General features: G+C 72.6%; 25 protein-coding genes. 11 read left to right on the plus strand and 14 right to left on the minus strand.

The window, feature by feature from the left end; translation table 11 throughout:
• The first annotated feature begins 58 nt into the window (after nt 1–58).
• Nucleotides 59–2,566: an ATP-dependent Clp protease ATP-binding subunit gene (locus ABGA98_RS17280; protein ID WP_347619321.1), complete on the plus strand. Its 2,508-nt coding sequence runs from the start codon at nt 59–61 to the stop codon at nt 2,564–2,566.
• Here ABGA98_RS17280 and ptsP read toward each other — a convergent pair.
• Genes ptsP through ABGA98_RS17320 form a run of 8 tightly spaced genes read right to left on the minus strand, consistent with a single transcriptional unit; the run spans nt 2,563 to nt 9,342 of the window.
• Nucleotides 2,563–4,302: a phosphoenolpyruvate--protein phosphotransferase gene (gene ptsP / locus ABGA98_RS17285; RefSeq protein WP_347619322.1), complete on the minus strand. Its 1,740-nt coding sequence runs from the start codon at nt 4,300–4,302 to the stop codon at nt 2,563–2,565. The genes ABGA98_RS17280 and ptsP overlap by 4 nt on opposite strands.
• The gene (locus ABGA98_RS17290) at nt 4,295–4,576 is read right to left on the minus strand and encodes an HPr family phosphocarrier protein (RefSeq protein ID WP_347619323.1); all 282 of its coding nucleotides are present in this window, start codon (nt 4,574–4,576) and stop codon (nt 4,295–4,297) included. The genes ptsP and ABGA98_RS17290 overlap by 8 nt, the downstream gene beginning before the upstream one ends.
• 58 nt (nt 4,577–4,634) lie before the next feature.
• Entirely contained in the window at nt 4,635–5,639 is a 1,005-nt protein-coding gene (locus tag ABGA98_RS17295) for a zinc-dependent dehydrogenase (RefSeq protein WP_347619324.1), read from the minus strand.
• On the minus strand, nt 5,636–6,061 hold the full coding sequence (locus tag ABGA98_RS17300) for a PTS sugar transporter subunit IIA (protein ID WP_347619325.1): 426 nt from the start codon (nt 6,059–6,061) through the stop codon (nt 5,636–5,638). Before ABGA98_RS17300 ends, ABGA98_RS17295 begins: the two co-directional genes overlap by 4 nt.
• The gene (locus ABGA98_RS17305; protein ID WP_347619326.1) at nt 6,054–6,362 is read right to left on the minus strand and encodes a PTS lactose transporter subunit IIB; all 309 of its coding nucleotides are present in this window, start codon (nt 6,360–6,362) and stop codon (nt 6,054–6,056) included. The genes ABGA98_RS17300 and ABGA98_RS17305 overlap by 8 nt, the downstream gene beginning before the upstream one ends.
• A 3-nt stretch (nt 6,363–6,365) precedes the next feature.
• On the minus strand, nt 6,366–7,553 hold the full coding sequence (mtlA, locus tag ABGA98_RS17310) for a mannitol-specific PTS transporter subunit IIC (protein WP_347619327.1): 1,188 nt from the start codon (nt 7,551–7,553) through the stop codon (nt 6,366–6,368).
• A 47-nt stretch (nt 7,554–7,600) separates the two neighbouring features.
• Nucleotides 7,601–8,584, minus strand: a complete 984-nt coding sequence (gene pfkB, locus ABGA98_RS17315) for a 1-phosphofructokinase (RefSeq protein ID WP_347619328.1) — start codon at nt 8,582–8,584, stop codon at nt 7,601–7,603.
• A complete protein-coding gene (locus tag ABGA98_RS17320; RefSeq protein ID WP_132598494.1) occupies nt 8,581–9,342 on the minus strand; it encodes a DeoR/GlpR family DNA-binding transcription regulator in 762 nt (253 codons plus the stop codon). The genes pfkB and ABGA98_RS17320 overlap by 4 nt, the downstream gene beginning before the upstream one ends.
• Before the next feature lie 101 nt (nt 9,343–9,443).
• Here ABGA98_RS17320 and ABGA98_RS17325 point away from each other — a divergent pair, with 101 nt between their 5' ends.
• A complete protein-coding gene (locus ABGA98_RS17325) occupies nt 9,444–10,310 on the plus strand; it encodes a hypothetical protein (RefSeq protein ID WP_347619329.1) in 867 nt (288 codons plus the stop codon).
• An 80-nt stretch (nt 10,311–10,390) separates the two neighbouring features.
• Entirely contained in the window at nt 10,391–10,906 is a 516-nt protein-coding gene (locus tag ABGA98_RS17330) for a hypothetical protein (protein ID WP_347619330.1), read from the plus strand.
• Nucleotides 10,907–11,012: 106 nt separating this feature from the next.
• Here ABGA98_RS17330 and ABGA98_RS17335 read toward each other — a convergent pair whose 3' ends face one another.
• The gene (locus tag ABGA98_RS17335; RefSeq protein WP_347619331.1) at nt 11,013–11,807 is read right to left on the minus strand and encodes a methyltransferase domain-containing protein; all 795 of its coding nucleotides are present in this window, start codon (nt 11,805–11,807) and stop codon (nt 11,013–11,015) included.
• Nucleotides 11,808–11,974: 167 nt separating this feature from the next.
• On the opposite strand from ABGA98_RS17335, the gene ABGA98_RS17340 reads away from it, so the two are divergent.
• Both ABGA98_RS17340 and ABGA98_RS17345 read left to right on the plus strand, forming a co-directional pair.
• Nucleotides 11,975–12,391: a CBS domain-containing protein gene (locus tag ABGA98_RS17340; RefSeq protein ID WP_347619332.1), complete on the plus strand. Its 417-nt coding sequence runs from the start codon at nt 11,975–11,977 to the stop codon at nt 12,389–12,391.
• Between the two features lie 10 nt (nt 12,392–12,401).
• The gene (locus ABGA98_RS17345; protein WP_347619333.1) at nt 12,402–12,755 is read left to right on the plus strand and encodes an MmcQ/YjbR family DNA-binding protein; all 354 of its coding nucleotides are present in this window, start codon (nt 12,402–12,404) and stop codon (nt 12,753–12,755) included.
• 33 nt (nt 12,756–12,788) lie between these two features.
• Here ABGA98_RS17345 and ABGA98_RS17350 read toward each other — a convergent pair whose 3' ends face one another.
• Nucleotides 12,789–13,715: a hypothetical protein gene (locus ABGA98_RS17350; RefSeq protein ID WP_347619334.1), complete on the minus strand. Its 927-nt coding sequence runs from the start codon at nt 13,713–13,715 to the stop codon at nt 12,789–12,791.
• A gap of 130 nt (nt 13,716–13,845) precedes the next feature.
• Here ABGA98_RS17350 and ABGA98_RS17355 point away from each other — a divergent pair, with 130 nt between their 5' ends.
• Nucleotides 13,846–14,790 (plus strand): GNAT family N-acetyltransferase, encoded by a 945-nt coding sequence (locus ABGA98_RS17355; RefSeq protein ID WP_347619335.1) that lies wholly within the window; start codon nt 13,846–13,848, stop codon nt 14,788–14,790.
• A gap of 14 nt (nt 14,791–14,804) precedes the next feature.
• Here ABGA98_RS17355 and ABGA98_RS17360 read toward each other — a convergent pair whose 3' ends face one another.
• Together ABGA98_RS17360 and ABGA98_RS17365 are read right to left on the minus strand one after the other, a co-directional pair.
• Complete coding sequence (locus ABGA98_RS17360; RefSeq protein WP_347619336.1) at nt 14,805–15,587, minus strand: nucleotidyltransferase domain-containing protein; 783 nt, start codon at nt 15,585–15,587, stop codon at nt 14,805–14,807.
• A complete protein-coding gene (locus ABGA98_RS17365; RefSeq protein WP_347619337.1) occupies nt 15,584–16,222 on the minus strand; it encodes a nucleotidyltransferase domain-containing protein in 639 nt (212 codons plus the stop codon). Before ABGA98_RS17365 ends, ABGA98_RS17360 begins: the two co-directional genes overlap by 4 nt.
• A gap of 45 nt (nt 16,223–16,267) precedes the next feature.
• Here ABGA98_RS17365 and ABGA98_RS17370 point away from each other — a divergent pair, with 45 nt between their 5' ends.
• The 5 genes from ABGA98_RS17370 (at nt 16,268) to ABGA98_RS17390 (ending at nt 23,987) form a co-directional block, all read left to right on the plus strand.
• On the plus strand, nt 16,268–18,136 hold the full coding sequence (locus ABGA98_RS17370) for a propionyl-CoA synthetase (protein WP_347619338.1): 1,869 nt from the start codon (nt 16,268–16,270) through the stop codon (nt 18,134–18,136).
• A 105-nt stretch (nt 18,137–18,241) separates the two neighbouring features.
• Nucleotides 18,242–21,094 carry a hypothetical protein gene (locus ABGA98_RS17375; RefSeq protein WP_347619339.1) on the plus strand — a complete coding sequence of 951 codons (2,853 nt, stop codon included), beginning with the start codon at nt 18,242–18,244 and terminating at the stop codon, nt 21,092–21,094.
• A gap of 157 nt (nt 21,095–21,251) precedes the next feature.
• Nucleotides 21,252–22,139 (plus strand): hypothetical protein, encoded by an 888-nt coding sequence (locus tag ABGA98_RS17380; RefSeq protein ID WP_347619340.1) that lies wholly within the window; start codon nt 21,252–21,254, stop codon nt 22,137–22,139.
• Nucleotides 22,140–22,172: 33 nt separating this feature from the next.
• A complete protein-coding gene (locus ABGA98_RS17385; RefSeq protein WP_347619341.1) occupies nt 22,173–23,081 on the plus strand; it encodes a hypothetical protein in 909 nt (302 codons plus the stop codon).
• A gap of 21 nt (nt 23,082–23,102) precedes the next feature.
• Nucleotides 23,103–23,987, plus strand: coding sequence for a hypothetical protein (locus ABGA98_RS17390; protein WP_347619342.1), 885 nt, complete (start codon nt 23,103–23,105; stop codon nt 23,985–23,987).
• Here the strand turns inward: ABGA98_RS17390 and ABGA98_RS17395 are convergent.
• Nucleotides 23,972–25,108: a UDP-N-acetylglucosamine--N-acetylmuramyl-(pentapeptide) pyrophosphoryl-undecaprenol N-acetylglucosamine transferase gene (locus tag ABGA98_RS17395; RefSeq protein ID WP_347619343.1), complete on the minus strand. Its 1,137-nt coding sequence runs from the start codon at nt 25,106–25,108 to the stop codon at nt 23,972–23,974. The genes ABGA98_RS17390 and ABGA98_RS17395 overlap by 16 nt on opposite strands.
• A 4-nt stretch (nt 25,109–25,112) precedes the next feature.
• On the minus strand, nt 25,113–25,964 hold the full coding sequence (locus ABGA98_RS17400; protein WP_347619344.1) for a formylglycine-generating enzyme family protein: 852 nt from the start codon (nt 25,962–25,964) through the stop codon (nt 25,113–25,115).
• Nucleotides 25,965–26,112: the final 148 nt, after the last annotated feature.

The following is a 26,112-nucleotide window of genomic DNA, read 5'->3' on the forward strand; positions in this document are numbered from 1 at the left end:
CTCTGGCTATGAACTGCGACATACACGGCTAGATGTCCCCTGAGCCTAAGGGGGATTCATGTCTGACATGCCGTTCAGGTCGTTCTTCGGCGGGGACCCGTTCAGGGGGTTCGAGGAGCTCACGGGCCGCGTGTTCGGCGGTATGGAGGCCTGGCCGCCGACCCGGCCCAGCGTCCAGCGGGTGGACGTCGGCAGGCTGCTCAGCGCGTCGGCCAGGGAGGTCCTGAGGCGCGCCCTGGAGGAGGCCGGGCAGCGTGGCGCCGCCGACCTGGACGTGCTCGACCTGCTCGACGCGCTGCTCGACGACGACGCCACGGGGGGCATGCTGCGCTCGGCGGGCGTGGACGTCGGACGGCTGCGCGACCGCATCGACGCGCTCGCCGGTCCCGGCCCTGCCCATCTCCCGCCCGGCGAGCCGCCCACGACGCTCTCACCGGCGGCCAAACGCGCCATCCTGGACGCCCAGCGGATCTCGCGCGCCCTGCGGTCGTCGTACATCGGGCCGGAACACCTCCTGCTCGCCCTGGCCGCCAACCCCGACTCCAGCGCCGCCCGCCTCCTGCAGGAACAGGGCGCATCCGCCAACGAGCTGCAGCAGGCCATCGTGTCCGGCGGCGCGCAGGCGGGAGAGCGACGCCGGGGAGGCGGCGACACCCCCACGCTCGACGAGTACGGCAGGGACCTCACGGAAGAGGCCAGGCAGGGCGGGATCGACCCGGTCGTCGGCCGCGAGGACGAGATCGAGCAGTGCATCGAGGTGTTGTCGCGCCGCACCAAGAACAACCCGTGCCTGATCGGCGAGCCGGGCGTCGGCAAGACCGCGATCGTCGAGGGCATCGCCCAGCGCATCGTCAACGGGACCGTCCCCGACATGCTCAAGGACCGCCGCGTCATCGGCCTCGACCTGACGGGGATGGTGGCGGGCACGAAATACCGCGGCGAGTTCGAGGAGCGCATCAAGAAGGTCATCGACGAGGTGCGCGCGCACGCCGACGAGACCATCGTCTTCATCGACGAGGTGCACAACCTGGTCGGCGCCGGGTCCGCCGAGGGCGGCATGGACGCCGCCAACATCCTCAAACCGGCTCTCGCCCGCGGCGAGCTGCACGTCATCGCCGCCACCACGATCGACGAGTACCGCAAGAACATCGAGAAGGACGCCGCGCTCGAACGCCGTTTCCAGCCGATCCTGGTCTCGGAGCCGACCGTGGAGCAGACGGTCGAGATCCTGGCCGGGCTGCGCGACACGTACGAGGCCCACCACCAGGTGCGCATCACCGACGAGGCCCTCGACGCGGCCGCGAACCTGTCGGCCCGCTACATCTCCGACCGATTCCTGCCCGACAAGGCCATCGACCTCATGGACCAGGGTTCGGCCCGGGTGCGGCTGCGCTCGCGTACGCCCGGCGCCGGCGTGCGCGAGCTGGAGGAGCGCCTCGACTCGCTGCGCCGCGACAAGGAGCAGGCCATCTCCTCCGACGACTTCGACCGCGCCAAGGAACTGACGACCCAGATCGGCAAGATCAGGCCGGAGCTGGAGCGCGCCAGGCGCGGCGAGGACAGCGTGCCGCAGGTCGTGGTGGAGGACATCGCCGAGGTCGTGTCCCGGCAGACCGGCATCCCGGTCACCCAGCTCACCCAGCGCGAACGCGAGCGCCTCATGAGGCTTGAGGAGCACCTGCACCAGCGCGTGATCGGCCAGGACGAGGCCGTCGTCGCCATCGCCGAGGCGGTGCGCAGGGCGCGGGCGGGCCTGTCCGACCCGAACCGTCCCATCGGCAGCTTCCTGTTCCTGGGCCCCACCGGAGTCGGCAAGACGGAGCTCGCCAGGTCTCTGGCCGCGGCCCTGTTCGGCGGCGAGGACCACATGGTGCGTATCGACATGAGCGAGTACCAGGAGCGGCACACGGTCTCGCGCCTCATCGGCGCGCCGCCCGGGTATATCGGATATGAGGAGGCGGGCCAGCTCACCGAGGCCGTACGCCGCCGCCCGCACGGCGTCATCCTCCTCGACGAGATCGAGAAGGCCCACCCCGACGTGATGAACATCCTGCTGCAGATGCTCGACGACGGCCGGCTCACCGACGGCCACGGCCGCACCGTCGACTTCACCAACACGATCGTCATCATGACCAGCAACATCGGCGCGCAGATGATCCTCGACTCCGAGGACACCCGGGAACTGCACGACCGGCTCATGGACCTGCTGCGCCACTCGCTCCGGCCCGAGCTGCTCAACCGCATCGACGAGACGATCATCTTCAAGCGGCTGGAACGCGAGCAGCTCCGCCAGATCGTGGACCTGCTGCTGGAGCGGACCCGGCAGCGGCTGCGCGGCCAGGACGTCACGATGGAGGTCACCGACGCCGCCAAGGACTGGCTGGCCGAGCGCGGCTACCAGCCCGAGTTCGGCGCCCGGCCGCTGCGCCGCACCGTGCAGCGCGAGCTGGACAACCGGCTGTCCACCATGCTGCTGACCGGCGAGATCGAGGAGCACGGCAGGGTCACCGTGGACGTCGAAGGCGACGGCCTCCAGCTCAGGGCGCACAGCCCGGAAGGTGTCTAGCCGACGGCTGTCTCGGCGCGGCGCCGGCACTCCTCCAAGGTGAGGCCGGCCAGCGCCTCCCGTACGGCGGGCACGCACACCGGAGCCATGGACAGGCTCGTCACCCCGAGCCCGGCCAGCAGCGGCGCGAGCAGCGGATCGCCGGCCGCCTCGCCGCACACCCCGACCGGCTTGCCCGCCTCCCTGCCCGCCCGCGCGCACATGCCGATGAGCTGGAGCAGGGCGGGCTGGCGCGGGTCGAGCAGATCGGCCAGCGCCGAGTGCTGGCGGTCGGCGGCGAAGGTGTACTGGGCCAGGTCGTTCGTGCCGATGCTGAGGAAGTCGACCTCCCGCAGCAGCGCCCCGGCCCGCAGCGCCGCCGCCGGCACCTCCACCATCGCACCCACCTTCGCGATGCCCCGCTCGCGGGCGCGGCGGGCGAACCCGCTCGCCTCCGCCACGGTGGTGACCATGGGCGCCATCACCCACGCCTGCGTCCCTGTCGCCCTGGCCGCCTCGGCGATCGCGTCGAGCTGGGTGTCCAGCACGTCCGGCAGGACCCGGTCCACCCGCAGGCCCCGCACGCCCAGGGCGGGGTTCGGCTCGTCGGGCAGGCCCAGGAAGGGCAGGGGCTTGTCGGTGCCCGCGTCGAGCGTGCGCACGATCACGAACTCCGCCTGCCCGAACACCTCCGCGTACGCGGCCACCTGCTCCTCGAACGACGGCGCCCCCGTACGGTCGAGGAACAGGAACTCCGTCCTGAACAGCCCGACACCCTCCGCGCCCGGCCGCAGATCCTTGGCCGAGCCGATGTTGAGCAGCAGCTTCACCGGATGGCCGTCGGCGGTCCTGCCGGGGCCGCTGCTCGCCGCCAGCCTGGCCCGCTCCGCGCGGTCGCCCGCCACGATCTCGGCCGCCCGCTCCTCGGTGAGACCGGTCGTGACCTCGCCGGTGCCGCCGTCCACGCCGACGACCGTGCCGTCGGGCAGGTCCATGACGCCCGTGCAGGCCACCACCGCGGGCAGGCCACGGCCCCGCGCCAGGATCGCGGTGTGGCTGGTGGGCCCGCCCCGCTCCGTGACGAGCGCCAGCACGTCCGGGCCCAGGCCCGCGGTGTCGGCGGGGGACAGGTCCTCGGCCACCAGCACGTACGGGTGGCCGGGCGCGGGCAGGCCGGGCATCGGCAGGCCGAGCGCGAACGCCACCGCCCGGTGCTTGAGATCGTCGAGGTCGGCGGCCCGCTCGGCCAGGTAGCCGCCCAGCCCGGCCAGGGCGTCGCGGTGCTGGGCGAAGGCGGCGTCGAGAGCGTGCGCGGCGTCGGCGCCGTCGCGCGCCCGCCGCTCGGCCTCCTCCAGCAGCATGGGGTCCTCGGCCATCATGGCCAGCGCCTCAAGGATCTCCGCCGCCTCACCCCCGCCCGCGGCGGACCGGGTGGCCGGACGGGCGGCGGCGGCGCGGCGGTTGAGGTCGGCGGCGACCGCCTCCAGGGCCCTGGCGACCGTGGCCGCCTCGGCGGCGGGGTCGGTGACCGGGCGGGGTCCGGGCAGCGCCGGCGGCCCCGCCATCCGGATCACCGGGCCCGCCGCCCGGCCCTGGCTGACACCGAGCCCCACGAGCCCTCCGACGGCACCCGCCTCGGGGCCGCCGTCGGGGGTCGTGGCGTCCTGCGGTCCCGTGCTGGAGTCGCCGTCGGGGGTCGTGGCGTTCTGCGGTCCCGTGTCCGGGAGAAGGGGGTCTGGGCGGGGCAGGTCACGCATCGAGGGCCTCTTCCGCGTCCAGGTCGCGCGACAGCAGCGCCGCCAGGGAGTCCAGAGCCTCCTCCGCCCCGGGCCCCTCCGCTTCGAGCGTGACCTCGGAGCCGCGCACCGCGCCCAGCGACAGCACCCCCAGCATGCTCCTGGCCGGCACGGACTTCTCGCCCAGCCGGACCGTCACCGGCACCCCCAGCTTCGCCGCCGCCTGGACGAACAGCTTGGCGGGACGGGCGTGCAGGCCGCTGGCCGAGGCCACGGCCACCGTTCGTTGTGCCATGAGAAGCCTCCCAGGCTCCATGTCGGATCTTCAGTGCTGGTTCTCGCGGGGCCGGACGTCAGGGCTCGATGGTGACCTTGATGGCCGCGCCCCTGCTGACGAGATCGATCCCGTCGAGCACCTGGGGCAGCGCCAGCCGATGGGTGATGAGGTCGGACACCACCACGGCGCCGTCGGCGACCAGCCGCAGCGCCTCGGCGTTGTGCGCGGGGCTGGAGCCGTTCGCGCCGACGATGGTCAGCTCGCGGTAGTGCACCAGGTTGGAGTCGAGCGCGATGACGGGATCGTCCTTGGGCAGGCCGCCGAAGAAACTGATCCGGCCCTGCCTGGCCGCCATCCGCACGGCCTGCTCCTGTGCCGCGCCCGACGCCGCCGCCGTGATCACGACGTCCGCGCCCCTGCCGCCGGTCAGCTTGAGCACCTGCTCGGCCGGGTCGGCGTCGATGGCCGCGTCGGGGCGTACGAGCTCGGCCGCCATCGCCAGGCGTTCGGCGTTGACGTCCACGAGGAAGACCCGGGAGGCGCCGCGCGCCCGCGCCAGGCGCACGTGCAGGCAGCCGATCGGGCCCGCGCCCATCACCACCACGTCGTCGCCCGCGCCGACGCGCGCCAGCGACTGGCCGTTCAGGACGCACGCCAGCGGCTCGGCCACCGACGCCTCGGCGAAGCCGACGCCGGACGGGATGGTGTTGACGCCGTCCACGGCCAGCACCTTGGCAGGGACGATCATGTACTCGGCGAAGCCGCCGTCGTAGTGGTAGCCCATCGACTCCTGGTTCGGGCAGACCGTACGGCGGCCGCGTACGCACTCCTGGCACGTGCCGCACGGGATGGCGGCGATCACCTGCACCCGCTCGCCGGTGCCGACGACCTCGCCGGCGATCTCGTGGCCCATGACGCGCGGCGGCCTGATGTGGTGGTGGCCGAACGTGAAGATCTTGGCGTCCGTCCCGCACGTCGAGCAGTTGCGCACCCGGATCTTCAGCTCGCCGGGCCCCGCCTCGGGCTCGGGGGCGTCCTCGATCCTGATGTCGCCGGGGGCGTGGAATCTGGCGACCTTCATGTGAGCTCCTTCATGACCTGCGAGACCTCCGTGGCCTCGCGCAGCGTTCTCGCGCGGTCGGGGTCGAGCAGGATCTCGGCCAGCTGCGACAACATCTGCACGTGCCCGTCGTCCTTGGCGGCGATGCCGACGCACAGGGTGACCTGCTCGCCGTCCCAGTCGACCCCGCCGGGGAAGCGGACCACGCAGATCGCGTCGCGCTGGACGTCCTCCTTGGAGGTGTTCGTCCCGTGCGGGATGGCCACTCCCTCGCCGACGTAGGTGGAGATCGACCGCTCGCGTTCGAGCATCGCCTCGATGTACGGCTCCGCGACCGCCCCCACGTCGGCCAGCGCCCGCCCGCACCGGCGGATGGCCGCCTCGCGGTCGGGGGCGCTCTCGTGCAGCAGCACGGCCCGCGGATCGAGCAGGTCGTCACGCATCGACGGTGCCGCCGTTCCTGATGGTGTTCACCAGCTTGGTCACCGCCGGGTCGCCGAGGAAGATCTGGAACGACACCAGGGGCTTCCCAGGGGCGGAGGCCTTGGCCCTGGCGGCGAGCCCCGAGTGGCACACGATGACGTCGGCGTCGTCGGGGATGGAGTTGACCGGGGTGTGCTCGACGGTGACGCCGCTGTCCTTGAGCTGCTTGCGCAACTGCGAGGCGAGCATCACGCTGCTGCCCATCCCGGCGTCGCAGGCGACGATGAGCTTCTTGATGTCCTTGCTGTCGATGCTGGGCATGGTTCAGGCCTCCTTGGTGGCGGGCTCAGCGGTGGGCTCAGCGGTGGGCCCGGTGGTGGGCCCGGTGGTGGGCTCGGTGCCCTCAGCGGATTCTGCGGAGTCGGCGGATGCGGTGGGGTCCGCGGAGTCGTCCTGCTCCGCCTTCTCGCCGCGGCCGAAGCCGAGCAGGACGGCGGCGACGGCGAACGACACGGCCGCGGCCACGAGGATTCCCAGGCTGGAGCTGAGCCAGCCGCCTCTCGGGGTGACCGCGAGATACGCGAAGATGCTGCCGGGCGACGGCGAGGCGACCAGCCCGGCGCCGGTGGCGATGAACGTGAACACGCCGGCCGCGCCGCCCGCGATGACGGCCAGGATGAGGCGCGGCTTCATGAGCACGTACGGGAAGTAGATCTCGTGGATGCCGCCGAAGAACTGGATGAGCATCGCGGCGGGGGTGCTGGGCCGTAGCTGGCGCGGGCCGAACAGCAGGAACGCCAGCAGCAGGCCGAGCCCGGGGCCTGGGTTCGACTCGAGCATGAACAGGATCGACTTGCCGGCCTGGGCGGCCTCGGCGATGCCGAGCGGGGTGAGCACGCCGTGGTTGATGGCGTTGTTGAGGAACAGCACCTTGGCCGGTTCGATCAGCACCGAGGCGACGGGGAGCAGGTTGTTGCTGATCAGCCAGCTCACGGCGTTGCCCGCGGCCGTGGTGGCGGCCTCCACGATCGGGCCGATGCCCAGCATGCCGATGACGGCCATCACGCCGCCCACGATGCCGGCGGAGAAGTTGTCCACCAGCATCTCGAAGCCGGCCTTGGTCCGCTGCTCCGTGAACTTGTCCACATATTTCAGGATCAAGGCGGTGAGCGGGCCGATGATCATGGCGCCGAGGAACATCGGGGACTCGGTGCCCACCACGACGCCCATGACCGCCACCGCGCCGACGACCGCGCCGCGCTGCCCGTGCACCATCCGGCCGCCGGTGTAGGCGATGAGGACCGGCAGCAGGGTCCCGATGATCGGGCCGACCATCTTCGCGAGGGTCTCGTTGGGCAGCCAGCCGGTCGGGATGAACAGCGCGGTGATCAGACCCCAGGCGATGAACGCGCCGATGTTCGGCATGATCATGCCGGCCAGATGGCCGCCGATGCGCTGGACGGTGGCCTTGACACCGGTTCCGGTGACCGGGGGTGTGTAACTTTCGGCCATGGGACGTGCTCCTTCGGGGGATGAGCAGGATCAGCCGCTTCGCTGGGTCAGGGGAGTGCGGGTGCGGGCGGGGCCGGCAGGGCGGGGGAGGCGAGGGGACGGGCCGGGTCGGGGGAGCCGACGGTGACGGCGCCGGGGTCGATGTCGGCAGGGCCGGGCATCCGGCTGCCGGGCAGGCGCACCGCCGCGGCGCCCCAGGCCAGCGCCTGGGCCAGCGCGCCGGGGCCGCGCCCGCCTCCGGCGAGGAATCCGGCCAGCATGGCGTCGCCCGCGCCGACGGAGCTGCGGGGTTCGGTGACGGGGGCTTCGCCGTACCAGATGCCGTCCGGCCCGACGAGGACGGCGCCGTCGCCGCCCAGGCTGGCCAGCACCGCCCGCGCGCCCGCGGCACGTAACGTGGCCGCCGCCTCCACGACGTCGCCCACGCAGCGGATGGGCATGCCGGTGGCGGCGGAGAGCTCCTCGGCGTTCGGCTTCACCAGGGCCGGCGCGGCGCCGAGCGCGCAGGACAGCGCCGGGCCGCTGGTGTCGACCGCCACGTGGATGCCCGCCCCGGCGAACCTGCGGCACAACGACGCGTAGACGTCGGCGGGGACCTCGGGCGGAAGGCTGCCCGAGGCGACCACCCAGTCGGCCCCCTGGTCGCCGGAGTGCGCGGCCTCCAGCACGGCGTCGGCGATCGTGTCGAGCTCGTCCTGCGCGAGGGCCGTGCCCGGCTCGTTGATCTTCGTGACGGTGCCGTCGGGCTCGGCGAGGGTGACGTTCGACCTGGTCGGGCCCGCGACGGGGACGGTGACCATGTCGAGCCCCTCCGCGGCGAGCAGCCGTACGAGCTGCCTGCCCTCGTCGCCGCCGAACGGCACCACCGCGCGCGAGGCGACCGCGTTGGCCAGCAGGGCGCGCGAGACGTTCACCCCCTTGCCGCCCGGGTCGAGGCGGGCGGCGGCGGCGCGGATGACCGCGCCCCTGTCCAGGGCGGCGATCTCGATCGTGCGGTCGAGGCTGGGGTTGAGCGTCAGGGTGAGGATCACGCCCGGATCACCTCCGGGCCCGCCGCGGCCAGGTCGGCGGCCAGCGCGACGTCCAGGCCGGTGTCGGTGATCAGCACGTCGATCTCGGCGAGCTCGGCGAACGTGGCCAGATAGGTGTTGGTGAACTTCGTGTGGTCGGCCAGCAGCACGCTGCGCTGCGCGGCCTTGACCATGGCCCGCTTGATCGCCGCCTCCGCCGGGTCGGGCGTGGTCAGGCCCCTGCTCAGCGAGCAGCCGTTGGTGGCCATGAACGCCACGTCGACGTTGAGGTGGGCCAGCGGGCGCAGCGCCCAGTCGTCGACGGTGGCGAGCGTCTTGCCGCGCAGCCGGCCGCCGAGCATGATCACGTGCAGGTTGGCGCGCGCCGCCAGGGCGGTGGCCAGCGGTGGCGAGTTCACCACCACGGTGAGCTCCCGGTCGGCGGGCAGCACCTGGACCAGCCGTCCCGTGGTGGTGCCCGCGTCGATGATCACGGAACCGTCGTCGGGGAGCTCGGCGAGCGCCGCCTTGGCGATGCGCTCCTTCTCGCCCGTCATCACCTCGTCACGGGTGGCCAGCGCGGGCTCGAACCCCAGCCGCTCCACGGGGATCGCGCCCCCGTGGACCCGGCGCAGCACACCCGCCCGCTCCAGCGACGTCAGGTCGCGGCGGATCGTCTCGGTGGTCACGTCGAGCTCGGCGGCCAGCGTCACCACGTCGACGCGGCCCGCTGACCGCGCTCTCCGCAGGATCTCCTGCTGCCGCTCCTCGGCGTACATGATGTTGGTTCACCGCCGTTTCGAGTTGGTTTCATCTGTGTTTATACCCGCTTAGTTGTGCGGTCAAGGGGATACGGGCGGAATCTGGTAGTTGTAGGCGGGTGCGAATCAAGCCCCTTGCCGCCGTGCCCGTCGCCCTCGCGGCCGCGCTGACCGCCGTGCCCGCTCACGCCGAGGCGGCCAGGCCGCCCTCCGTCCCCGCCGGCACCACGGCCGCGTGGCTGGTCTTCGACCGGCAGGCGGGCACGTTCGTGGCCACGCGCAACGCGCACAGGAAGTACCGCTCGGCCTCCATCGTCAAGATCCTGATCGCGATCGACTACCTGGAGCGGCACCAGAGCGTTCCCGCCGCCGACGCCAAGCTGCTCAGGGGCATGCTGCGGGCCAGCGACGACGACGCGGCCTCGACGTTCTGGGAGCGCGAGGGCGAGGGGAAGATCATCGTCAGGATGGCCCGCAAGCTCGGCCTGGCCGACACCACGCCGCCGCCCGCCTCCAAGCCGGGCTTCTGGGGCTACACCTCGCTCAGCGCGTACGACATCGTGCGCACCTACCGCTACCTGTTCGACCGGGCCGACGCCAAGGTCAGGAACCTGATCCTGGGCCACCTGCGCAAGGCCACGCCGTGCGGGGCCGACGGCTTCGACCAGACCTTCGGCATCCCCGACGCGATCCCCCGGCCGTGGGCGGTCAAGCAGGGCTGGTCCGGGTTCGGCATGACCCCGCCGAGCCGCTGCAAGGACGCCAAGGCTGTCGGCGCGCCCATCTCGTGGGTGGCGCGGCGGGCCACCGGCTCGGGCGTGCCCGACTACGGCCGCCCGGTGCTGCACACGACCGGCCTGGCCGGCCCAGGCGACCGGTACGTCATGGCGGTGCTCACCGCGCACCCGGTGGGCGGCACGTGGAGCGGCTCGGTCAAGCGCATCACCAGGCTGACCCGCGACCTCTACCGCAGCGTCGCCGGCTGACGTCCACGCCCGCCCGTGGGAGCGTCACCGCTGTGGCCGCTGTTGCCTCGCGGGGCGGGCGGGCCGGTAGAGTCGGCCCGATGACGAAGCATGCGATCACCCCGCAGGCCGGCATTCTCGGTGACACGTTCGGCTGCGCCTGCGGCGTGGCCCTGGCCGGCCGGATGCCGGCCGAGCTCCACGCCGCCGAGAACGGCCTGTGCTCGGCGTGCCTCGGCTCGGCGGAGGAAGAGGTGACGGCGGGCATGACGCGCGGGTGCCCGTCGTGCGCGGGCAGCGGCCGCCGCAGGGAGCAGGTCACCTGGCAGCTGGCGTACGCCGAGGCCGAGCACCTGATCACGATGACCGTCGTGCGCGGCATCGTGGCGGGCTTCGAGGGGCCGTTCCGCCTGTCGGAGATCGCCGACACGGTCAGGACGGGTCTCGGGCTGCCCGCCGGGCGGCTGCCCGTCGGGCCGCGCGTGCGCGACCTGCTGCTGCAACTGCAGGCCGCGGGTGAGATCACCATGCTGTCGGCGCCCGACGAGCTCATCGGCTCCGACATGGTCCTCTACCGCGACCCCCAGTGGCAGCGCGCCAGGACCCTCGGCATCTGACAGCGCCCGGGCCGGGCTCGGAGCAGACCTCCGGCCGGTGCCCGGATCCGCGCCTCCGGTCGCCTGGGGAGGCGCGCCTGCGGCCGGCGGGTCCGCGGGGCGGGCCTCAGGCGCGGCAGAGGATCTCGCCGTGCAGGAGCGACATCCAGCCGTCGCCGTCGGCCGCCCATGTCAGCCACCCCTCCGAGATCCGCCGCAGGTCCGCCTCCGTGGCGGCGCCCGTGGCCAGGGCCTGCCGGGCCATCGCGGAGCGCACGATCCGCTCGGACCACATCCCGCCCCACCAGGCCCGGTCTTCGGGCGTGGCGAAGCACCAGGTCGACGACGTGGCGGTGACGTGCTCGAACCCGGCGGCCCGCGCCCACGACAGCAGCCGCCGCCCCGCGTCCGGCTCGCCGCCGTTGCCTCGCGCGATCTTCTGGTACAGCTCCATCCACTCGTCCAGCGCCGGCAGCCGCGGGTGCCAGGCGAACGCCGTGTAGTCGCTGTCGCGGGCCGCCACGAACCCGCCCGGCCTGGTGACCCTGCGCATCTCCCGCAGCGCGCGCACCGGGTCGCCCACGTGCTGCAGCACCTGGTGGGCGTGGACCACGCAGAACGTGTCGTCGTCGAAGCCGAGCGCGTGCACGTCGGCGACGGCGAAGTCCACGTTGCCCAGGCCGCGGGCGCGCACCTCGGCCCTGGCCAGGTCGAGCGCCTCCGCGCTCACCTCGGACGCCGTCACGTGCCCCACCCTGGTCGCCAGGTCCGCGGTGATGGTGCCGGGCCCGCTGCCCACGTCGAGCACCTTCATGTGGGGCTTCAGGTGAGGCAGCAGGTACGCGGCCGAGTTCTCGGCGGTGCGCCAGCGGTGCGAGCGCAGCACCGACTCGTGGTGGCCATGCGTGTAGACGGCTTCCATCGCCGAACTCCTTCGTCTTCGCCGGACCGTTGCCGGCGACCCTAGCGCCTGTCTCGCCATTCAAGAGAAAGTGTCTCGCTGTACGAGACAGGCGCGGCGCGGCCCGCCCCCTGGTGAATCGGATGAGCGCCCGGGTAGAAGGCGGGCACCGACCCACAGGAGGACCCATGGCGAGGACCGTGGCAGACGTCATGACAGCCCACCCGCTCACGATCGAGGGCGACCAGCCGGTTTCCGCCGCCGCGGCGCTCATGCGCGAGCACGACACCGGGGCGATCATCGTCAACGACAACGGCCGCATGCAGGGCATCGTCACCGACCGTGACATCGCCGTGCGCGTGGTCGCCGCCGAGCGCGGTCCGGACACGCCGGTACGCGAGGCGTGCAGCCCGGCCGTCGAGGCCGTCGACCCCGACACCGGCATCGAGCAGGCCGTGCGGATGATGCGCTCGCACGCCGTCCGCCGCCTCCCCGTGGTCGAGGACGGCCGCCCCGTCGGCATCGTCAGCCTGGGAGACCTGGCCGTCGAGCGCGACCCGGACTCCGCGCTCGCCGACATCTCGGCCGCCGAGGGAAATCGGTAACGTTGCCCGCGTGGTCACAGTCGACGACGTACGGCAGTTCGCGCGCACGCTCCCGCGCTCCACCGAGCACCTCATCCGGGACCGCGTCAAGTTCCGGGTAGGACAGATCGTCTACGTGGCGTTCTCGCGCGACGAGACGCTCATGGGCTTCGGGTTCCCGAAGGAGGAGCGGGCGGCGCTCGTGGCGGCCGAGCCGGACAAGTTCCTCATGCCGGGAGAGTCGGACCTGCGCTTCAACTGGGTGGAGGTACGGCTCGCCGCCATCGACGCCGCCGAGATGCGCGAACTCGTGCTGGAGGCCTGGCGGATGTGCGTACCGAAGAAGGTGCGCCTGGAACAGCAGCGGCAGGCCGGCACGCCGTGAGCGCCCGGCGGCCCCAGCGCGCCGGACGACACGTCAGCCGCGGACGTCGGCCAGCCCGCGCAGCCGGCGCAGCGCCTTGCGGGCGGCCGCCGACACCCGCTGGTCCGGGTGGTGGTCGATGAACAACCGCAGCACCTGACCCGTCCACGGATGGTCGCCGAAGGCCAGGATCGGGATCGTGCCCGCCTGCTCCTCCGCGTCCATGCCCAGGGCGATCGACTCGATCACCTGGCCCGGCTCGTCCCCGAACTCCAGCAGCGCCGCCGCCATGTCCACCAGCACCCACGCGATCTCGTCCGGCGCGGGCTGCCGCTCGGTGCGGCCGGTCCTGGCCGCGATCACCGCGCCGAGCTTGCGCTTCTCCAGGTGCCGGGAGAGCGCCAGCCGCCCCTCGTCGCCGAACCGCGTCGACAACAGCTCCACGCCGATCGCCCGGCTCAGCGGGCTGACGGTGGCCAGCGCCGCGGCGATCTCGGCCACCGCCTCATCGCGGTCCCGGCCCTTCAGCCATCCCGCCAGCTCCTCGTCGCGTTCCGCCTCCGGGTAGGAGCGCAGGCCGTGCAGCAGCGCCGTGGCGTCGCCGTCCGCGAACGAGCCCATGACCGGGACCTCCTGCCCGGTGGTCGCCGCGACCATCAGCCGCGCCACCCACAGGCCGAGCCAGCTCAGCGTGTACGGCTCCTCCTGGCGGACCAGCCCGAGCCCCGTCAGCGTCTCCGGCACCTCGCCCTGGTGCGGCTCGCGCGTCAGGAACATCCTGATCAGTTCGAGCAGCAGGGCGCCGTCGGCGGCCAGCAGGTCGCGGCAGTGTCCCGCCCAGGCGGCCAGCACCTCGGAGTCGTCGCCTTCCGGCTTCAGTTCCTCGGCCAGCGGCGCGGCGCGCACCGCCGCCGCGAGCGTGGCCTCGCCCGGCAGCCGGATCGGCGGTTGCAGGGGCAGCGTGTCGTCGTAGGAGCTCACCAGCCCATCCTGTCGCGATATTTCTGTTAAAGTGCCAGCCGACACCGAAAAGTCGGAAGAAAGGAGGCGCTGAGATGTTCCGCATCACCCTGGGCGCTCCTCGCGCCCGCTTCCACTTCTCGGAGGAACCATGCGTTTCCGTCCCGCGGTCAAGGACGACCTAGACCGCCTGCTCGGCTGCGTCGTCGACGAGCCCATCAGCTGGGCCCACCCTGAGCGGCTGCTGTCGTACCTGGAGAGCCGCAACTACGGCTACGACCGCATCTGGCTGGCCACCGACGACGACACCGATGACATCCTCGCCCGCGCCGTCTGGTGGAGCTTCCCCGACGGCGCCAGGCCGCTCGCGCTGGACTGTCTCTACGTGCACCCGTCGGTCGGCGACCGCGTGGGCGTGGCCGCCGAACTACTGCAGCACGCCCACGCCGCCTTCGGGCGGGCGCCCGAGTACCACGTCTTCGTGCCCGACGGCTGGCGCGGCGACCCCGCGGTCACGGCGGCCATCGGCTGGCGCTGGGAGGCCGCCGGCCGCGCCGGGCTGACCGAGGAGCTCGAACGCCTGCGCTATGCGTGGACGGCGGGCGACGCGCCCGTCCCCGAGCCGCCGGCCCGGCTCGTCTTCCGTGGCGAGGACAACGACGAGGCCTTCGTGGAGGCGTTCCGGCGGGTGGCCGCCGGAACGCTCGACTTCGCCACACGCCAGGCCCTGCGCACCATGGACCCGGTGGAGCAGGCCCGCGAGGACGTCCGCGACTACGCGTCCATGCGGGGCGAACGGTCCTGGTGGCGGCTGGCCTACGACGAGGGCGGCGACCTCGTCGGGGTCGCCCTGCCCTCCGCCAACGACGCCGGGCCCGTGGTCGGCTATCTCGGTGTGGTGCCCGAGCGGCGCGGCCACGGGTACGTCGACGACCTCCTCGCCGAGATCACCCGCTTCCACGCGGAGCGGGGCGTCCAGCGGATCGTGGCCGACACCGACTCCGGCAACGTGCCGATGGCCAGGGCGTTCGAGCGCGGCGGCTACCGAACCTTCGCCATCAGGCTCGTCCTGTCGGCCGATCCCGCGGTTACGTAACGGCGGATTCCCCGTCAGGTCCGGGCCGTCCGATCCCGCGGCTCCGTGACGCCCGGCGAGGGCCCGTGCAGCCGGGCCCGGACCACCACGTCGTGCAGCGCCTCCCCGGCGGACGCCCGCTCGGGGAGCGCCGACGACTCCCGGGCCTCCTCCAGCGCCGCCGTCATCCGCGCCACGTCCTCCTGGACTCCCGGCACGGACGGCGCCGGCCCGTGCTCGGCCTCCCGCTTCGCGGCGACGAGCTCGGGCAGGTACGCCGGCCCGTACGCGTACAGGCGGGTCAGGTCGGCCTCCAGCTCGCCGGTGCGCATGAGGTGCGTCCCCGTCGCCAGCACACGGAACGTGTAGAGCAGCGGCTTCAGCTCGCCGCTCTTGCCGAACAACCGCCACTGCGTGCGCGCGAATCCCAGATAGTGGTGCGCGTGGTGGCGCGTCAGGCAGCCAGGGGCCAGGGCGACCAGTTCCTCGTGCGCCGCCGAGGACGCCACGACCAGCGGCGAGAGCAGCTGCTCCAGCACGTAGCCGTTGCGGCCGAGCAGCAGGCGCCCGAACTTGGCCAGGTCGTGCGTCACGAGGTCCACCTCGACGCCGTCGCGCGTCCACGTCCGCTCCAGCGTCTCCGGGCCGTGCCGCAGCCCGGCCACCTCCTCCACCGGCAGCAGGTGGGCGCCCCGCAGGTCCACGTCGGAGTCGGCCGAGGGGAACCCGTACAGGTGCGCCCCGCTCACCGTCGCGAACACCGGCGGGTACGGCTGCTCACCGGGGATCTCCGCCAGCCATCCGGGCAGGTCGTTCACAGGTTCTCCTTCCGTACGCCGATCAGGAAGTCCTCCACCCGGTCCCGGTCCGGCCGGGCGGGCAGCACGCTCGGGGTCGCGGCCAGCTCGGCGACCAGGGCGGCGCGCCAGGCGTCCACCTCCGCCCACGGCAGCGCTCCGCGCCGGATCGCGAGCAGCCGCTCGCGGTGCGGTCCCACCCGGACCAGCGGCTCGCCGTGCCGGACCAGGTGCAGGCCGCTGAGCAGCAGCCGCACCATGTGCATGGCCTGCTTCCACTTGGGCGCGAGCGGGTCGATGCGGCGGAACTGGTTCTCGGCGTAGCCGGCGAACGAGTGCTGCGCCCGCTGCGAAAGGAACGCCGTCCGCATTTCGCGCAGCCGCCGGCCGGCGGGGGTGATCACCTCCACGACAGGCGACCACAGGCATTCCAGGACGGTGGGGTTGGCCTCGAGGGCGAGGCCGCAGAAACGCTCGACCTCCCACGAGAACTGCTCGGGCAGCGGCCCGTCGCGGTGCGTGGGAGGTTTCTCCAGCCGCCAGAACGCCGCGGTCGGCGCCACGAACACGCCCCGCCGGTCGGTATCGGAATGTTCGGTCTCGAGCCCGTACGCCCGCGATCCCATAACGACGGAAAGGATCAAGTCATCGCTCACCCCTGTATCTTGCGCCATGGGGGCGCGGGCTGATCTGATCGATCAGTGGGCGGTTACGACGAGGCTTACCGGCAGAGCATCGAGCGGCCTGGCGCGTTCTGGGCCGAGGCGGCGCGCGGCATCGACTGGGACGTGGCGCCGGCCACCGCGCTCGGCGACGACGGCCGCTGGTTTCCCGACGGGCGGCTCAACACCTGCCACAACGCGGTCGACCGGCATGTCGCGGCCGGGCGCGGCGAGCAGGCGGCGCTGATCCACGACAGCCCGGTCACCGGCACGGTCCGCGTCCTCACCTACGCCGACCTGCTCGACCAGGTGACCAGGACCGCGGGCATGCTGCGCGATCTGGGCGTGCGGGCCGGCGACACCGTGGTCGTCTACATGCCGATGGTGCCGGAGGCGGTCGTCGCGATGCTGGCCTGCGCGCGGCTGGGCGCGGTGCACTCGGTGGTGTTCGGCGGGTTCGCGGCCAGGGAGCTGGCGATGCGGATCGACCACGCCAGGCCCAAGGTGGTGCTCTCGGCGTCGTGCGGCATCGAGCCGGCGCGGGTGGTGGCGTACAAACCGCTGCTGGACGCGGCGCTGGAGCAGGCCGCGCACCGGCCGGACCGCTGCGTGATCCTCCAGCGACCGCAGTCGGTGGCCGAGCTCACGCAGGGCCGCGATCTCGACTGGGAGCGGGCCGTGCGCGAGGCCGAGCCGGCCGGTTGCGTGAGTGTGGCCGCCACCGACCCCCTCTACATCCTCTACACCTCCGGCACGACCGGCTCGCCCAAGGGCGTCGTGCGCGACAACGGCGGGCACGCGGTGGCGCTGCACTGGAGCATGGCCAACGTGTTCGGCGCCGCTCCGGGCGAGGTCTACTGGGCGGCCTCCGACGTGGGCTGGGTGGTCGGCCACTCCTACATCGTGTACGCGCCGCTGCTGGCGGGCTGCACGACCGTGTTGTACGAAGGCAAGCCGGTCGGCACGCCGGACCCGGGAGCGTTCTGGCGGGTGGTGGCCACGCACGGGGTGCGTACGCTGTTCACCGCGCCGACCGCGATCAGGGCCATCAAGAAAGAGGACCCATCCGGAAATTTCGCGAAAAAGTGGGACCTGTCGGGGCTGCGGTACCTCTTCCTGGCCGGCGAGCGCCTCGACCCCGACACCTACCACTGGGCGTCCGGCCTGCTCGGCATCCCCGTCATCGACCACTGGTGGCAGACCGAGACCGGCTGGCCGGTGGCCGCCAACTGCGCCGGCATCGAACGGCTGCCGATCAAACCCGGCTCGCCCACCAAGCCTGTCCCCGGCTGGGACGTGCACATCCTCGACGCCGACGGCAACGACTGCCCGCCGGGGGTCGACGGGGCGGTCACCGTCAAGCTGCCGCTCCCGCCCGGCGCGCTGCCCACCCTCTACCGCGACGACGCCCGCTTCGCCCGCTCCTACCTGGAGCGCTACCCCGGCCACTACCTGTCAGGCGACGGCGGACACCTCGACGCCGACGGCTACCTCTACGTCATGGGCCGCATCGACGACGTGATCAATGTCGCCGGGCACCGCCTGTCCACCGGCTCGATGGAGGAGGTCATCGCCGCCCACCCCGACGTGGCCGAGTGCGCCGTGATCGGTGTGGCCGACGAGCTGAAGGGGCAGCTGCCGATGGGGTTCGTGGTGCTCAAGGCCGGTGCGGAGCGTGACCCCGCCGAGGTGGAGCGCGAGGTGGCCGCCCTCGTACGCGAGCGCGTCGGGCCCGTCGCCGCCTTCCGCCGCGCCCTGGTGGTCGCCCGGCTGCCGAAGACCCGCTCGGGCAAGATCCTGCGCGCCACGATGCGCGACATCGCCGACGGCCGCCCGTACACCACGCCGTCCACGATCGAGGATCCGGCGGCGCTGCCGGAGATCGCGCGAGCCCTGAAGGGTACATAACGTTCAGACCGGCAACACCGGCAGCAGACCGGCATGGTGTGGAAGCCTGCGCGATCGCGGGCGCGGAGCGCATGATGGGACACCCCCTGTCCCCGGGAGAAGGCCATGATCGATACTCCGAGCTACGCCGACGCCCTGAGGATTCTCGGATGCAAGGACGGCAGGCTGGTCAAGGTCGTCGGGTTCGCCTCGGCCGCCGAGCGCACCGGCTGGGCGCTGGCCGGCGGCGGGCGGCTGGCGGCCGGGCTGAACGACATGCGCGACGGCATCGTCCGTTACGGCAAGGACATCGTGCGCCGCATGCCCGAACTCAAGGGCGGCGTCGACCGGCACACCCGCACCGAGCGGCTGGCCGCGGCGCACGCCGTGATCGTCGTGTCGGCGTACTTCGAGGCGCTCGGCGAGGCGAAGCTGCCGTTCACGCTGGACCGGCTCGACCGCGGCGAGAAGATCTCCCACGGCGTGCCGACGCCCGAGCGGTTCGCCAGGCTGGTGGCGGAGCTGCTGCTGGAGCGGCTGCCCACGCCCGAGCCGCACCTGCCGTACGCCGAGACGCGGCGCGCCGTGGAACGTGCCTTCCTGCACATGTCCGAGGCCCTGGCCGGATACGTGGGCGGCCTGTCGATCTGGGACGAGCTGAGCGTCGACGACCAGCTCCTGCTGCCCCGTATGCTCGCCGAGGGCCCGCCCGCGCACGCGCTGCGCATCTACGACGAGGACTACCGGTCGCTGGCGCTCGACAGCCACGAGTTCGGGGTGCGCAGCCTCGTCACGGAGCGGCCGCCGCCCGGCACCGCGCTGTCGCGGGTGGCGTGGTTGCTGGCCGAGCTGGCCCCGCCCAGGGTCGGCGACCGCCCCGTGATCCACCTGGCCAGGATGGCCGCCAACGCGCTCGACCAGCCGCTCCTGGTCGCCGGGAAACATCCCGAGGACGTCACGCTCCCGCTGCTCGGCGAGGGCTACCTCACTCCCCGCTGCCGGGTCGCGGAGCTGACCCGCTACGCCGCGCCCGCCGAGCGGGCCTGGTGGGACGACCGGCGCCTGTTGCCCGACCCCGAGGCGTTCCTCGTGGGACACCTCACCTCGCTGCGGGCCACCCGGGCGCCCCTGCTGGTGCTGGGCGAGCCGGGCTCGGGCAAGACGAAGCTGACCGAGGTGCTCGCGGCCCGGCTGGCCAGGTCGGAGTTCCTGCCGATCAGGGTGGAGCTGGGCGCGGTGGCCGCGCGCGCGGACGTCACCGAGCAGATCGAGCAGGCCCTCAAGGGGGTGCTGGAGGAGCAGGTGGGCTACGCCGACCTGGTGGCGGCCGGCGACGGGGCGATGCCGGTGATCCTGCTCGACGGGCTGGACGAGTTGTTGCAGGGCGGCGTCAACCGGTTCGACTACCTCGAACACGTCCAGGAGTTCCAGGCCAGGGAGGCCGGGCTCGGGCGTCCCGTCGCGGTGATCGTCACCAGCCGTACGGTGGTGGCGGACCGGATCAGGTATCCGGAGGGGCTGCTGGCGCTGCAGCTGCAGCCGTTCGACGACGGCCAGGTGCGGCAGTGGCTGGACATCTGGGACCAGGCCAACCGGTCCCTGCTGGCCAGGCGTGACCTGAAGCCGCTGCCCGCCGAGGCGGCGCTCGTGCACGGCGACATGGCCAGGCAGCCGCTGCTCCTGCTGCTGCTGGCCCTCTACGACGCGGGCGGCAACGCGCTGCAGCGCGACCACGGCCCGCTCGGGCGCGCCCGCCTGTACGAGGTGCTGCTCAGGGACTACACCGAACGGGAGACCGGCGGGGCGCGACGGGTGGCGATCGACCAGGAGCTGGTGCTGCTCGGCACGGCGGCGCTGTCCATGCTGGCCAGGGGCCGCCAGGTCCTCGGCGACGAGGCGCTCGAGCGCGACCTGCCCGCCCTGTGCCACGGCGGCGAGGAGGACCCCGACGACGAGGGCGAGCGGATCGACTGGGTGCGCAAGGCCACGGAACGGTTCTTCTTCGTCCGCAGGAACGGCCACGCGTTCCTGCACTCGACGTTCGGCGAGTTCCTGGTGGCCTGGCTGACCGTCTACGCGCTGCGCGACCTCGACCGCAGGCGCCACCTGGCCGGTGACGAGCCCCTCGCGCTCGTCCAGGCCGTGGACGACGACCTGCTGTACGTCGTCACGTCCCACTCGTGCCTGGCCGAGCGCGGGCCCACCGTCGGTTTCATCCTGGAGCTGCTGGCCGAGGTGCCCGCCGCGGTGCGGGAGCGGTGCGTCACGCTCCTGGCGGGGGTGCTGCGGCGCTCGCTGCACGAGCGCCCCCGCCGCCACTTCACCGGTTTCCTTCCGGTACGTCACACGGTGCCCCGCCGCCTGGCCGCCTACTCCGCGAACCTCACCCTGCTCATCGTCGCCGCCTCCGACCAGCCCGTCAGCGTCTCCTCGCTCCTGGCGGGACCCGACCCCCTGGACCGCTGGTCCGCGCTCACCCACCTGTGGAAGGGCAACCTCGGGCACGAGGGCTGGAACGGCCTGCTCACCGCGCTGTCGGCGCACCGGGTGATCGACGGCGGCACGGAGGACGTCGTGCTCGGGGGCGAGGAGGGCGCCAGGAGCGCAGCCGGGACGAGTACCGGAATGAGTGACGGCATGGGCGACGTCGTCGTCGCGGTCGCCACCGGCCACACGCCCCGGCACCGCCGCCTGCTCGACCTGCTGCTGCGTGCCCTGGGGGAGGGGCGCGGCCTGCCCTACCGGGAGCGGGTCCGCATCCTTGACGAGCTGGTCCGTACGGTGGCGGTCAGGTCGCCGGCGCTGCACCAGGCGCTGGGGGCGATGTGGGCGGAGGACGGCGACGGCCACGCCGAGCTGCGCCCGTTGCTGCGCGCCGTGCTGGCCGACCCGGTGGACCGGATGGGCGCCTGGAACGCGCTGGTCAAGGCCGGCGTCCCGGAGATGGCTCTCTGGGAGATCCAGCAGAACACGTCCTGAGCGATCAGGTGCCTGCCGCCGTGCCCCGGCTGCCGCGGCCGCCACGATCGTGCGGTGGTTCCCCAACCTGACCTTTCGGAGGCTGACATCCGGGGAAAAAGTTACGTAATATCCACACATCACGAGCGTTGGGGGCGCCAGGGTGCCAGGACAGAACGTGGGTGTGGTAGTCGATCCGGGAGTACCCCCGGAGATCGCCGGACTGTTGCGCGCGAACGCCCCCCTGCTGTCCAGGATCAAGGCGGGCTGGGTGCCCCCGGCCACCCGGGCGCCGGCGCGCCACCGGAGCGCTTCCAGCGCGCTGCTGCTGGCGGCCACCCCGGCCGTGATCGCGTTCATGGCCGTCCTGATGGCCTCGCCGCTCGCGCCCGCCGGGTTCATGCTCCTGGGCACGTACGTCTTCATCGTCCTTGTCAAGATCGCCTCGATGGGCGAGGTGGTGGAGGACGACCGGCCGCACGAGCGCGGCGTGTACGAGCAGGCCCGCTGGTACGACGGCCGCTACCTGCTGCCCGAGGACTTCGACGAGGAGGCCGGGCAGGTGCTGGCCAGGGCGCAGCGGGCGATCGGGTCCGTGCTGCGCTCCCACGTCAACGCCGAAGGCCTCCTCGACGACGCGCGCAACGCCGTGATGCTGCCCGCGCAGGAGTGGGAGATCGCCCGGCTGCTGGCCAAGCTGTCGGCGCTGCGCCTGGAGCACAGGGAGCTGGTGTCCAGGGGCATCGCGCCCGAGGTCGCCGCGGTGATCGAGCCGCTCGAACGGGCGCTGGCAGGAAGCGAGGCGGCCGTGGTCGCCCGTGTGGAGGCGCTGGAGCGCTACGCCGCCCACGTCGCCGACGCCGAGCGCGCCTACCACGCCCGCGGCCAGATCGAGGAGCTGCGCGCCCGGCTGCCGAAGTACGAGGAACTGCTGGCGGAGTCGGGCGCCGACGCGCTGGCCGTACCCGAGATCGAGCGGCTGGCCGAGGACGCCGACGTTCTGGAGCGCACGCTCCGGCGCAGTGTGCGCTCGGCGCACGAGGCCTTCCGTTACCTGGAAAGCTGACAGTCGGACAGACCGGGACATAGGATCAGTAACGTGGCCGGACGTCATGCGAAGGTGATAGTCGATCCGGCGGTGCCCGACGACGTCGCGGCCCTCTTGCGCGACAACCGCAAGCTGCTCGTCCGCATCCACGCGGGCTGGGCGCCCAAGCACAGGGGTCACCGGCCCATGGCGGGCACCGTGGCCAGGCTGGCGGCCAGCGTGACGGCCGTGGCGGCCGCCGTGTACGGGCTGGCGTTGTTCGTCGCCGAGCAGTACACGGCCTTCGTGGTGATCATGACAGGGGCGGCGCTGCTGATCGTCAGCGTCCTGCTCAGGCCCAGGCCCGACGCCGAGGTGGAGCGCCGGCACGCTCTGGAGCGTGTCGTCTACGACCACGCCGGCGGATACGAGGGCCGCTTCGTGCTCCGCGAGCACCTCGACGATGCCGCGAGACCGCTCCTCGGCCGCGCCCAGGCGGCGATCGACCAGGTCATGAGCTCCAGCGTGAACGCCGAGGGGCTGCTCGACGACGTGCGCAACGGCGTGATGCTGCCCGCGCAGGAGTGGGAGATCGCCCGGCTGCTGGCCAAGCTCTCGGCGCTGCGCGCCGAGCACCAGGAGGTCGTCGCGGAGGGCGTCACCCCCGAGGTGGCCGCCGTGGCGGGGCCCCTCGCCGAGGCTCTCGACAGCAGCCAACGGGCGGTGCTGGCCCGCGTCGAGGCCCTGGAGCGGTACGCCGGCCACGTGGCCGACGCCGAGCGCGCCTACCGCGCCAGGCACCAGATCGAGCGGTTGAGCGCCCGGCTGCCCCGCTACGAGGAACTGCTCGCCGAGTCGGGCGCCGACGGGTCGGCCGTGCCGGAGCTGAGCCGATTGTCGGACGACGCCGACCGCCTTGAGCAGGCGTTACGCAACAGCGTCAGCTCCGCGCACGAGGCATTTCGCCACCTCAAGGGCTGATTTCCCTTAGGATCCGGTTTTGTGGCGGATGTGGTGGTAGACCCCGGGGTGCCGCCCGATGACGCTCAGCTGCTCAGGCAGAGCCGGCTGGTGCTGATGAAGATGCGCCAGGGCTGGGTGCCCGAATCGCGGCGGGCCGCGTCGAGCGCGCGCTATCGCATGGCCGCCGGCTTCGGCACGGTGGCGTTCTTCGGACTGGTCATGGGTGTCGGCGGCCTGGGCAGAGGGCTCGGCATCCTCATGCTCCTGCTGATGCTCATCCCCGTCATGGTCGTCCTGTTCGTCCGGAACGATCTGGGCGAAGAGGACGAGGACGAGTACGAGCGGCAGACGTACGAGCAGCTGCGCTGGTACGAGGGCCGCTACGTGCTGACCGACGACCTCGACGAGTCGTCCAGGCGGCTGCTCGCCCGCGCCCAGCGGGCCATCGCCACCGTGACCGGCTCCAGGGTCAACGCCGAGGGCCTGCTCGACGACGTGCGCAACGCCGTGATGCTGCCGGCGCAGGAGTGGGAGATCGCCCGGCTGCTGGCCAAGCTGTCCGCGCTGCGCACCAAGCACAGGGAGACCCTCTCGCAGGGGCTCACACCCGAGGTGGAGGCCGTGGCCAGGCCGCTGGCCGGCGCGCTCGACAGCAGCGAGGCGGCGGTGCTGGCCCGCGTGGAGGCGCTGGAACGGTACGCCGCCAACGTCACCGAGGCCGAGCGCGCGTACGTGGCCCACGAGCAGATCGAGGAACTGCGCGGCCGGATGCATCAGTATGAGGAGCTCGTGGCCGAGACCGGGGCCGACGGGTTCGCCGTTCCCGAGCTCGACCGGCTGGCGCGCGACGCCGACCGGCTGGAGCAGGCGCTGCGGCGGAGCGTGAGCTCCGCCCACGAGGCCTTCCGCTACCTCGAACCCTGACCCGCGGCCTCCAGCAGCACGTCGCACAGGGTGTCGGCCGCGTCCAGGCGGCCGAGCGCGGCCGCCGCCTGCCCCATCGAGTGCCGCAGCTCGGGGTCGGCCAGCAGCGGCATCAGCTCGGCCAGCAACTGGTCGGCCACCGGACGCGGCTCCAGCAGGGCCCTGGCCGCGCCGGCCGAGGCCAGGTAGCCCGCGTTCTTGCGCTGCTCGTCGCCGCCCGTCGGGATCAGCGGGATCAGCACGGACGGCTTGCCGATGGCCGTCAGCTCCGAGACCGTGCCCGCGCCGCTGCGCGAGATCACCACGTCGGCGGCGGCGAACAGGTCGGCCAGCTCCTCTCCCACGTAGGGCACCGGGTGGTAGCGCTCGGCCAGCTCGCCGGGCAGCGCGACGGCCCGCATCTGGTCGATCCAGGCGGGCCCGCACTGGTGCACGATCTGCGCGTGCGGCAGCAGCCGCGGCAGCACCTCGGCGATGAGGGTGTTGATCTGCTTGCTGCCCTGCGCCCCGCCCGTCACGTAGATCAGCGGCACCTCGAACGTCAGCCCGAACAGGTCGTAGGCCGCCGCCCGGTTGCCCTGCAGCAGCTCCGGCCGGATCGGGTTGCCCGTCACCACGGCCTTCTTCCTGGCCGCGGGGGGCAGATATTCCAGCGACGACTCGTGCGACAGCGCGATCCTGGTCGCCAGCCTCGACAGGATCCGGTTCGCCAGCCCGACCACGGTCGTCTGCTCGTGCATCACCAGCGGCCGGCGGATCAGCTTGGCCGCCACGCCGATGGGGACCGCCACGTAACCCCCGGTCGACAGCACCACGTCGGGCAGGTAGCGGGCCGCGTGCCCCACCGCCTGGAACACTCCGACCGGGATGCGGAACACGTCGGCGATGTTGGTGCCCAGCTCCTTGAGGTTGGGGCGGCGGCGCAGCTTGCCCGTCGTGATCGCCTTGAACGGGATGCCGTGCTCGGCGGTGATCCTGGCCTCGAGACCGTTGGCCGTGCCCACCCAGAGCACGTCGTGCGGCACCTGACGTCGCCGAACGGCCGACAGGGTCGTCAGGGCCGGATAGGTGTGACCGCCGGTGCCGCCGCCGGTGATCAACAGTCGCAGGGTTCGTGACATGCGATCAGACTAGAGCCGCGCAGCGGAAACCCGTGTGCCCGGAAGCGGAGTCAGGAGTGTTGGAGGTGCGGGCGGCGACACGATAGCGGTTGCAGTAGGAGTCGTGGCACATGTACGACCCGCCGCGGATCACCTTGGCGCCGCCCTCGGCCGGACCCGTGGGGTTGTCGGCGAAGGCCTCCCACGTCGTGCCCCACCAGTCGGCCGTCCACTCCCACACGTTGCCCGAGACGTTGTAGAGGCCGTAGCCGTTGGGCTGGAACGACTTGACGGGCACCGTCCCCCTGCTCGGCGCGGTCGGGAACCGGCCCTGCCAGATGTTGCACCGCTGCCGGCCCTTGGGCGCCAGCTCGTCGCCCCACGGGTACTTCTTGCGCTCCAGCCCGCCGCGGGCCGCCATCTCCCACTCCGCCTCGGTGGGCAGCCGCTTGCCCGCCCACGTGGCGTAGGCGTTGGCGTCGTTCCACGACACGTGCACCACGGGATGGTTCTGCCGGTCGCCGATCGAGGAGCCGGGGCCCTCGGGCGAGCGCCACGTGGCCCCCTCGACCCCGGCCCACCAGGGCGCGCCCGGCACGGAGGCGTCCATCACCCCACCCGTGGCGAACTGGTGGAACACGAACGACCAGCCGATCCGCTCGGCCTCCGTGACGTAGCCGGTCTCCTTGACGAACGTGGCGAACTGCGCGTTCGTCACGCATGCCGGATCGATCAGGAACGGGTCGAGCCGCACCTCGCGGACCGGCCCCTCACCGTCGTCGGGCCGTCCGTCGGCGTCGTCCCCGCCCATCAGGAACGTCCCGCCGGGGATGCGCACCATGCCGCGCGGCGCCGTCCGCCGCGCGGCGATCTCCACGGCCTCCTGAACGGGCCCAGAGGTGGCGTTTCTGCTCGGGCCGCAGCAAGCGTTCACAGATCCCCCCAACGTGTCGTGACACCAAGGAAGAGTAATGCCTGCGGCATGGCCGTCACGACGCGGACGCCCCACGCCACGGCGCCGGCCG

This window comes from Nonomuraea sp. B1E8, assembly GCF_039871515.1.
Classification (GTDB): Bacteria; Actinomycetota; Actinomycetes; order Streptosporangiales; family Streptosporangiaceae; genus Nonomuraea.

Coding starts and splice junctions, on each gene's coding strand:
- ABGA98_RS17290 (WP_347619323.1), bottom strand. CDS start 4,576: ATGGCACAACGAACGGTGGCCGTGGCCTCGGCCAGCGGCCTGCACGCC.
- mtlA (WP_347619327.1), bottom strand. CDS start 7,553: ATGGCCGAAAGTTACACACCCCCGGTCACCGGAACCGGTGTCAAGGCC.
- ABGA98_RS17305 (WP_347619326.1), bottom strand. CDS start 6,362: ATGCCCAGCATCGACAGCAAGGACATCAAGAAGCTCATCGTCGCCTGC.
- ABGA98_RS17355 (WP_347619335.1), top strand. CDS start 13,846: ATGCGTTTCCGTCCCGCGGTCAAGGACGACCTAGACCGCCTGCTCGGC.
- ABGA98_RS17395 (WP_347619343.1), bottom strand. CDS start 25,108: ATGTCACGAACCCTGCGACTGTTGATCACCGGCGGCGGCACCGGCGGT.
- ptsP (WP_347619322.1), bottom strand. CDS start 4,302: ATGCGTGACCTGCCCCGCCCAGACCCCCTTCTCCCGGACACGGGACCG.
- ABGA98_RS17340 (WP_347619332.1), top strand. CDS start 11,975: ATGGCGAGGACCGTGGCAGACGTCATGACAGCCCACCCGCTCACGATC.
- ABGA98_RS17330 (WP_347619330.1), top strand. CDS start 10,391: ATGACGAAGCATGCGATCACCCCGCAGGCCGGCATTCTCGGTGACACG.
- ABGA98_RS17300 (WP_347619325.1), bottom strand. CDS start 6,061: ATGCGTGACGACCTGCTCGATCCGCGGGCCGTGCTGCTGCACGAGAGC.
- ABGA98_RS17335 (WP_347619331.1), bottom strand. CDS start 11,807: ATGGAAGCCGTCTACACGCATGGCCACCACGAGTCGGTGCTGCGCTCG.
- ABGA98_RS17375 (WP_347619339.1), top strand. CDS start 18,242: ATGATCGATACTCCGAGCTACGCCGACGCCCTGAGGATTCTCGGATGC.
- ABGA98_RS17320 (WP_132598494.1), bottom strand. CDS start 9,342: ATGTACGCCGAGGAGCGGCAGCAGGAGATCCTGCGGAGAGCGCGGTCA.
- ABGA98_RS17280 (WP_347619321.1), top strand. CDS start 59: ATGTCTGACATGCCGTTCAGGTCGTTCTTCGGCGGGGACCCGTTCAGG.
- ABGA98_RS17295 (WP_347619324.1), bottom strand. CDS start 5,639: ATGAAGGTCGCCAGATTCCACGCCCCCGGCGACATCAGGATCGAGGAC.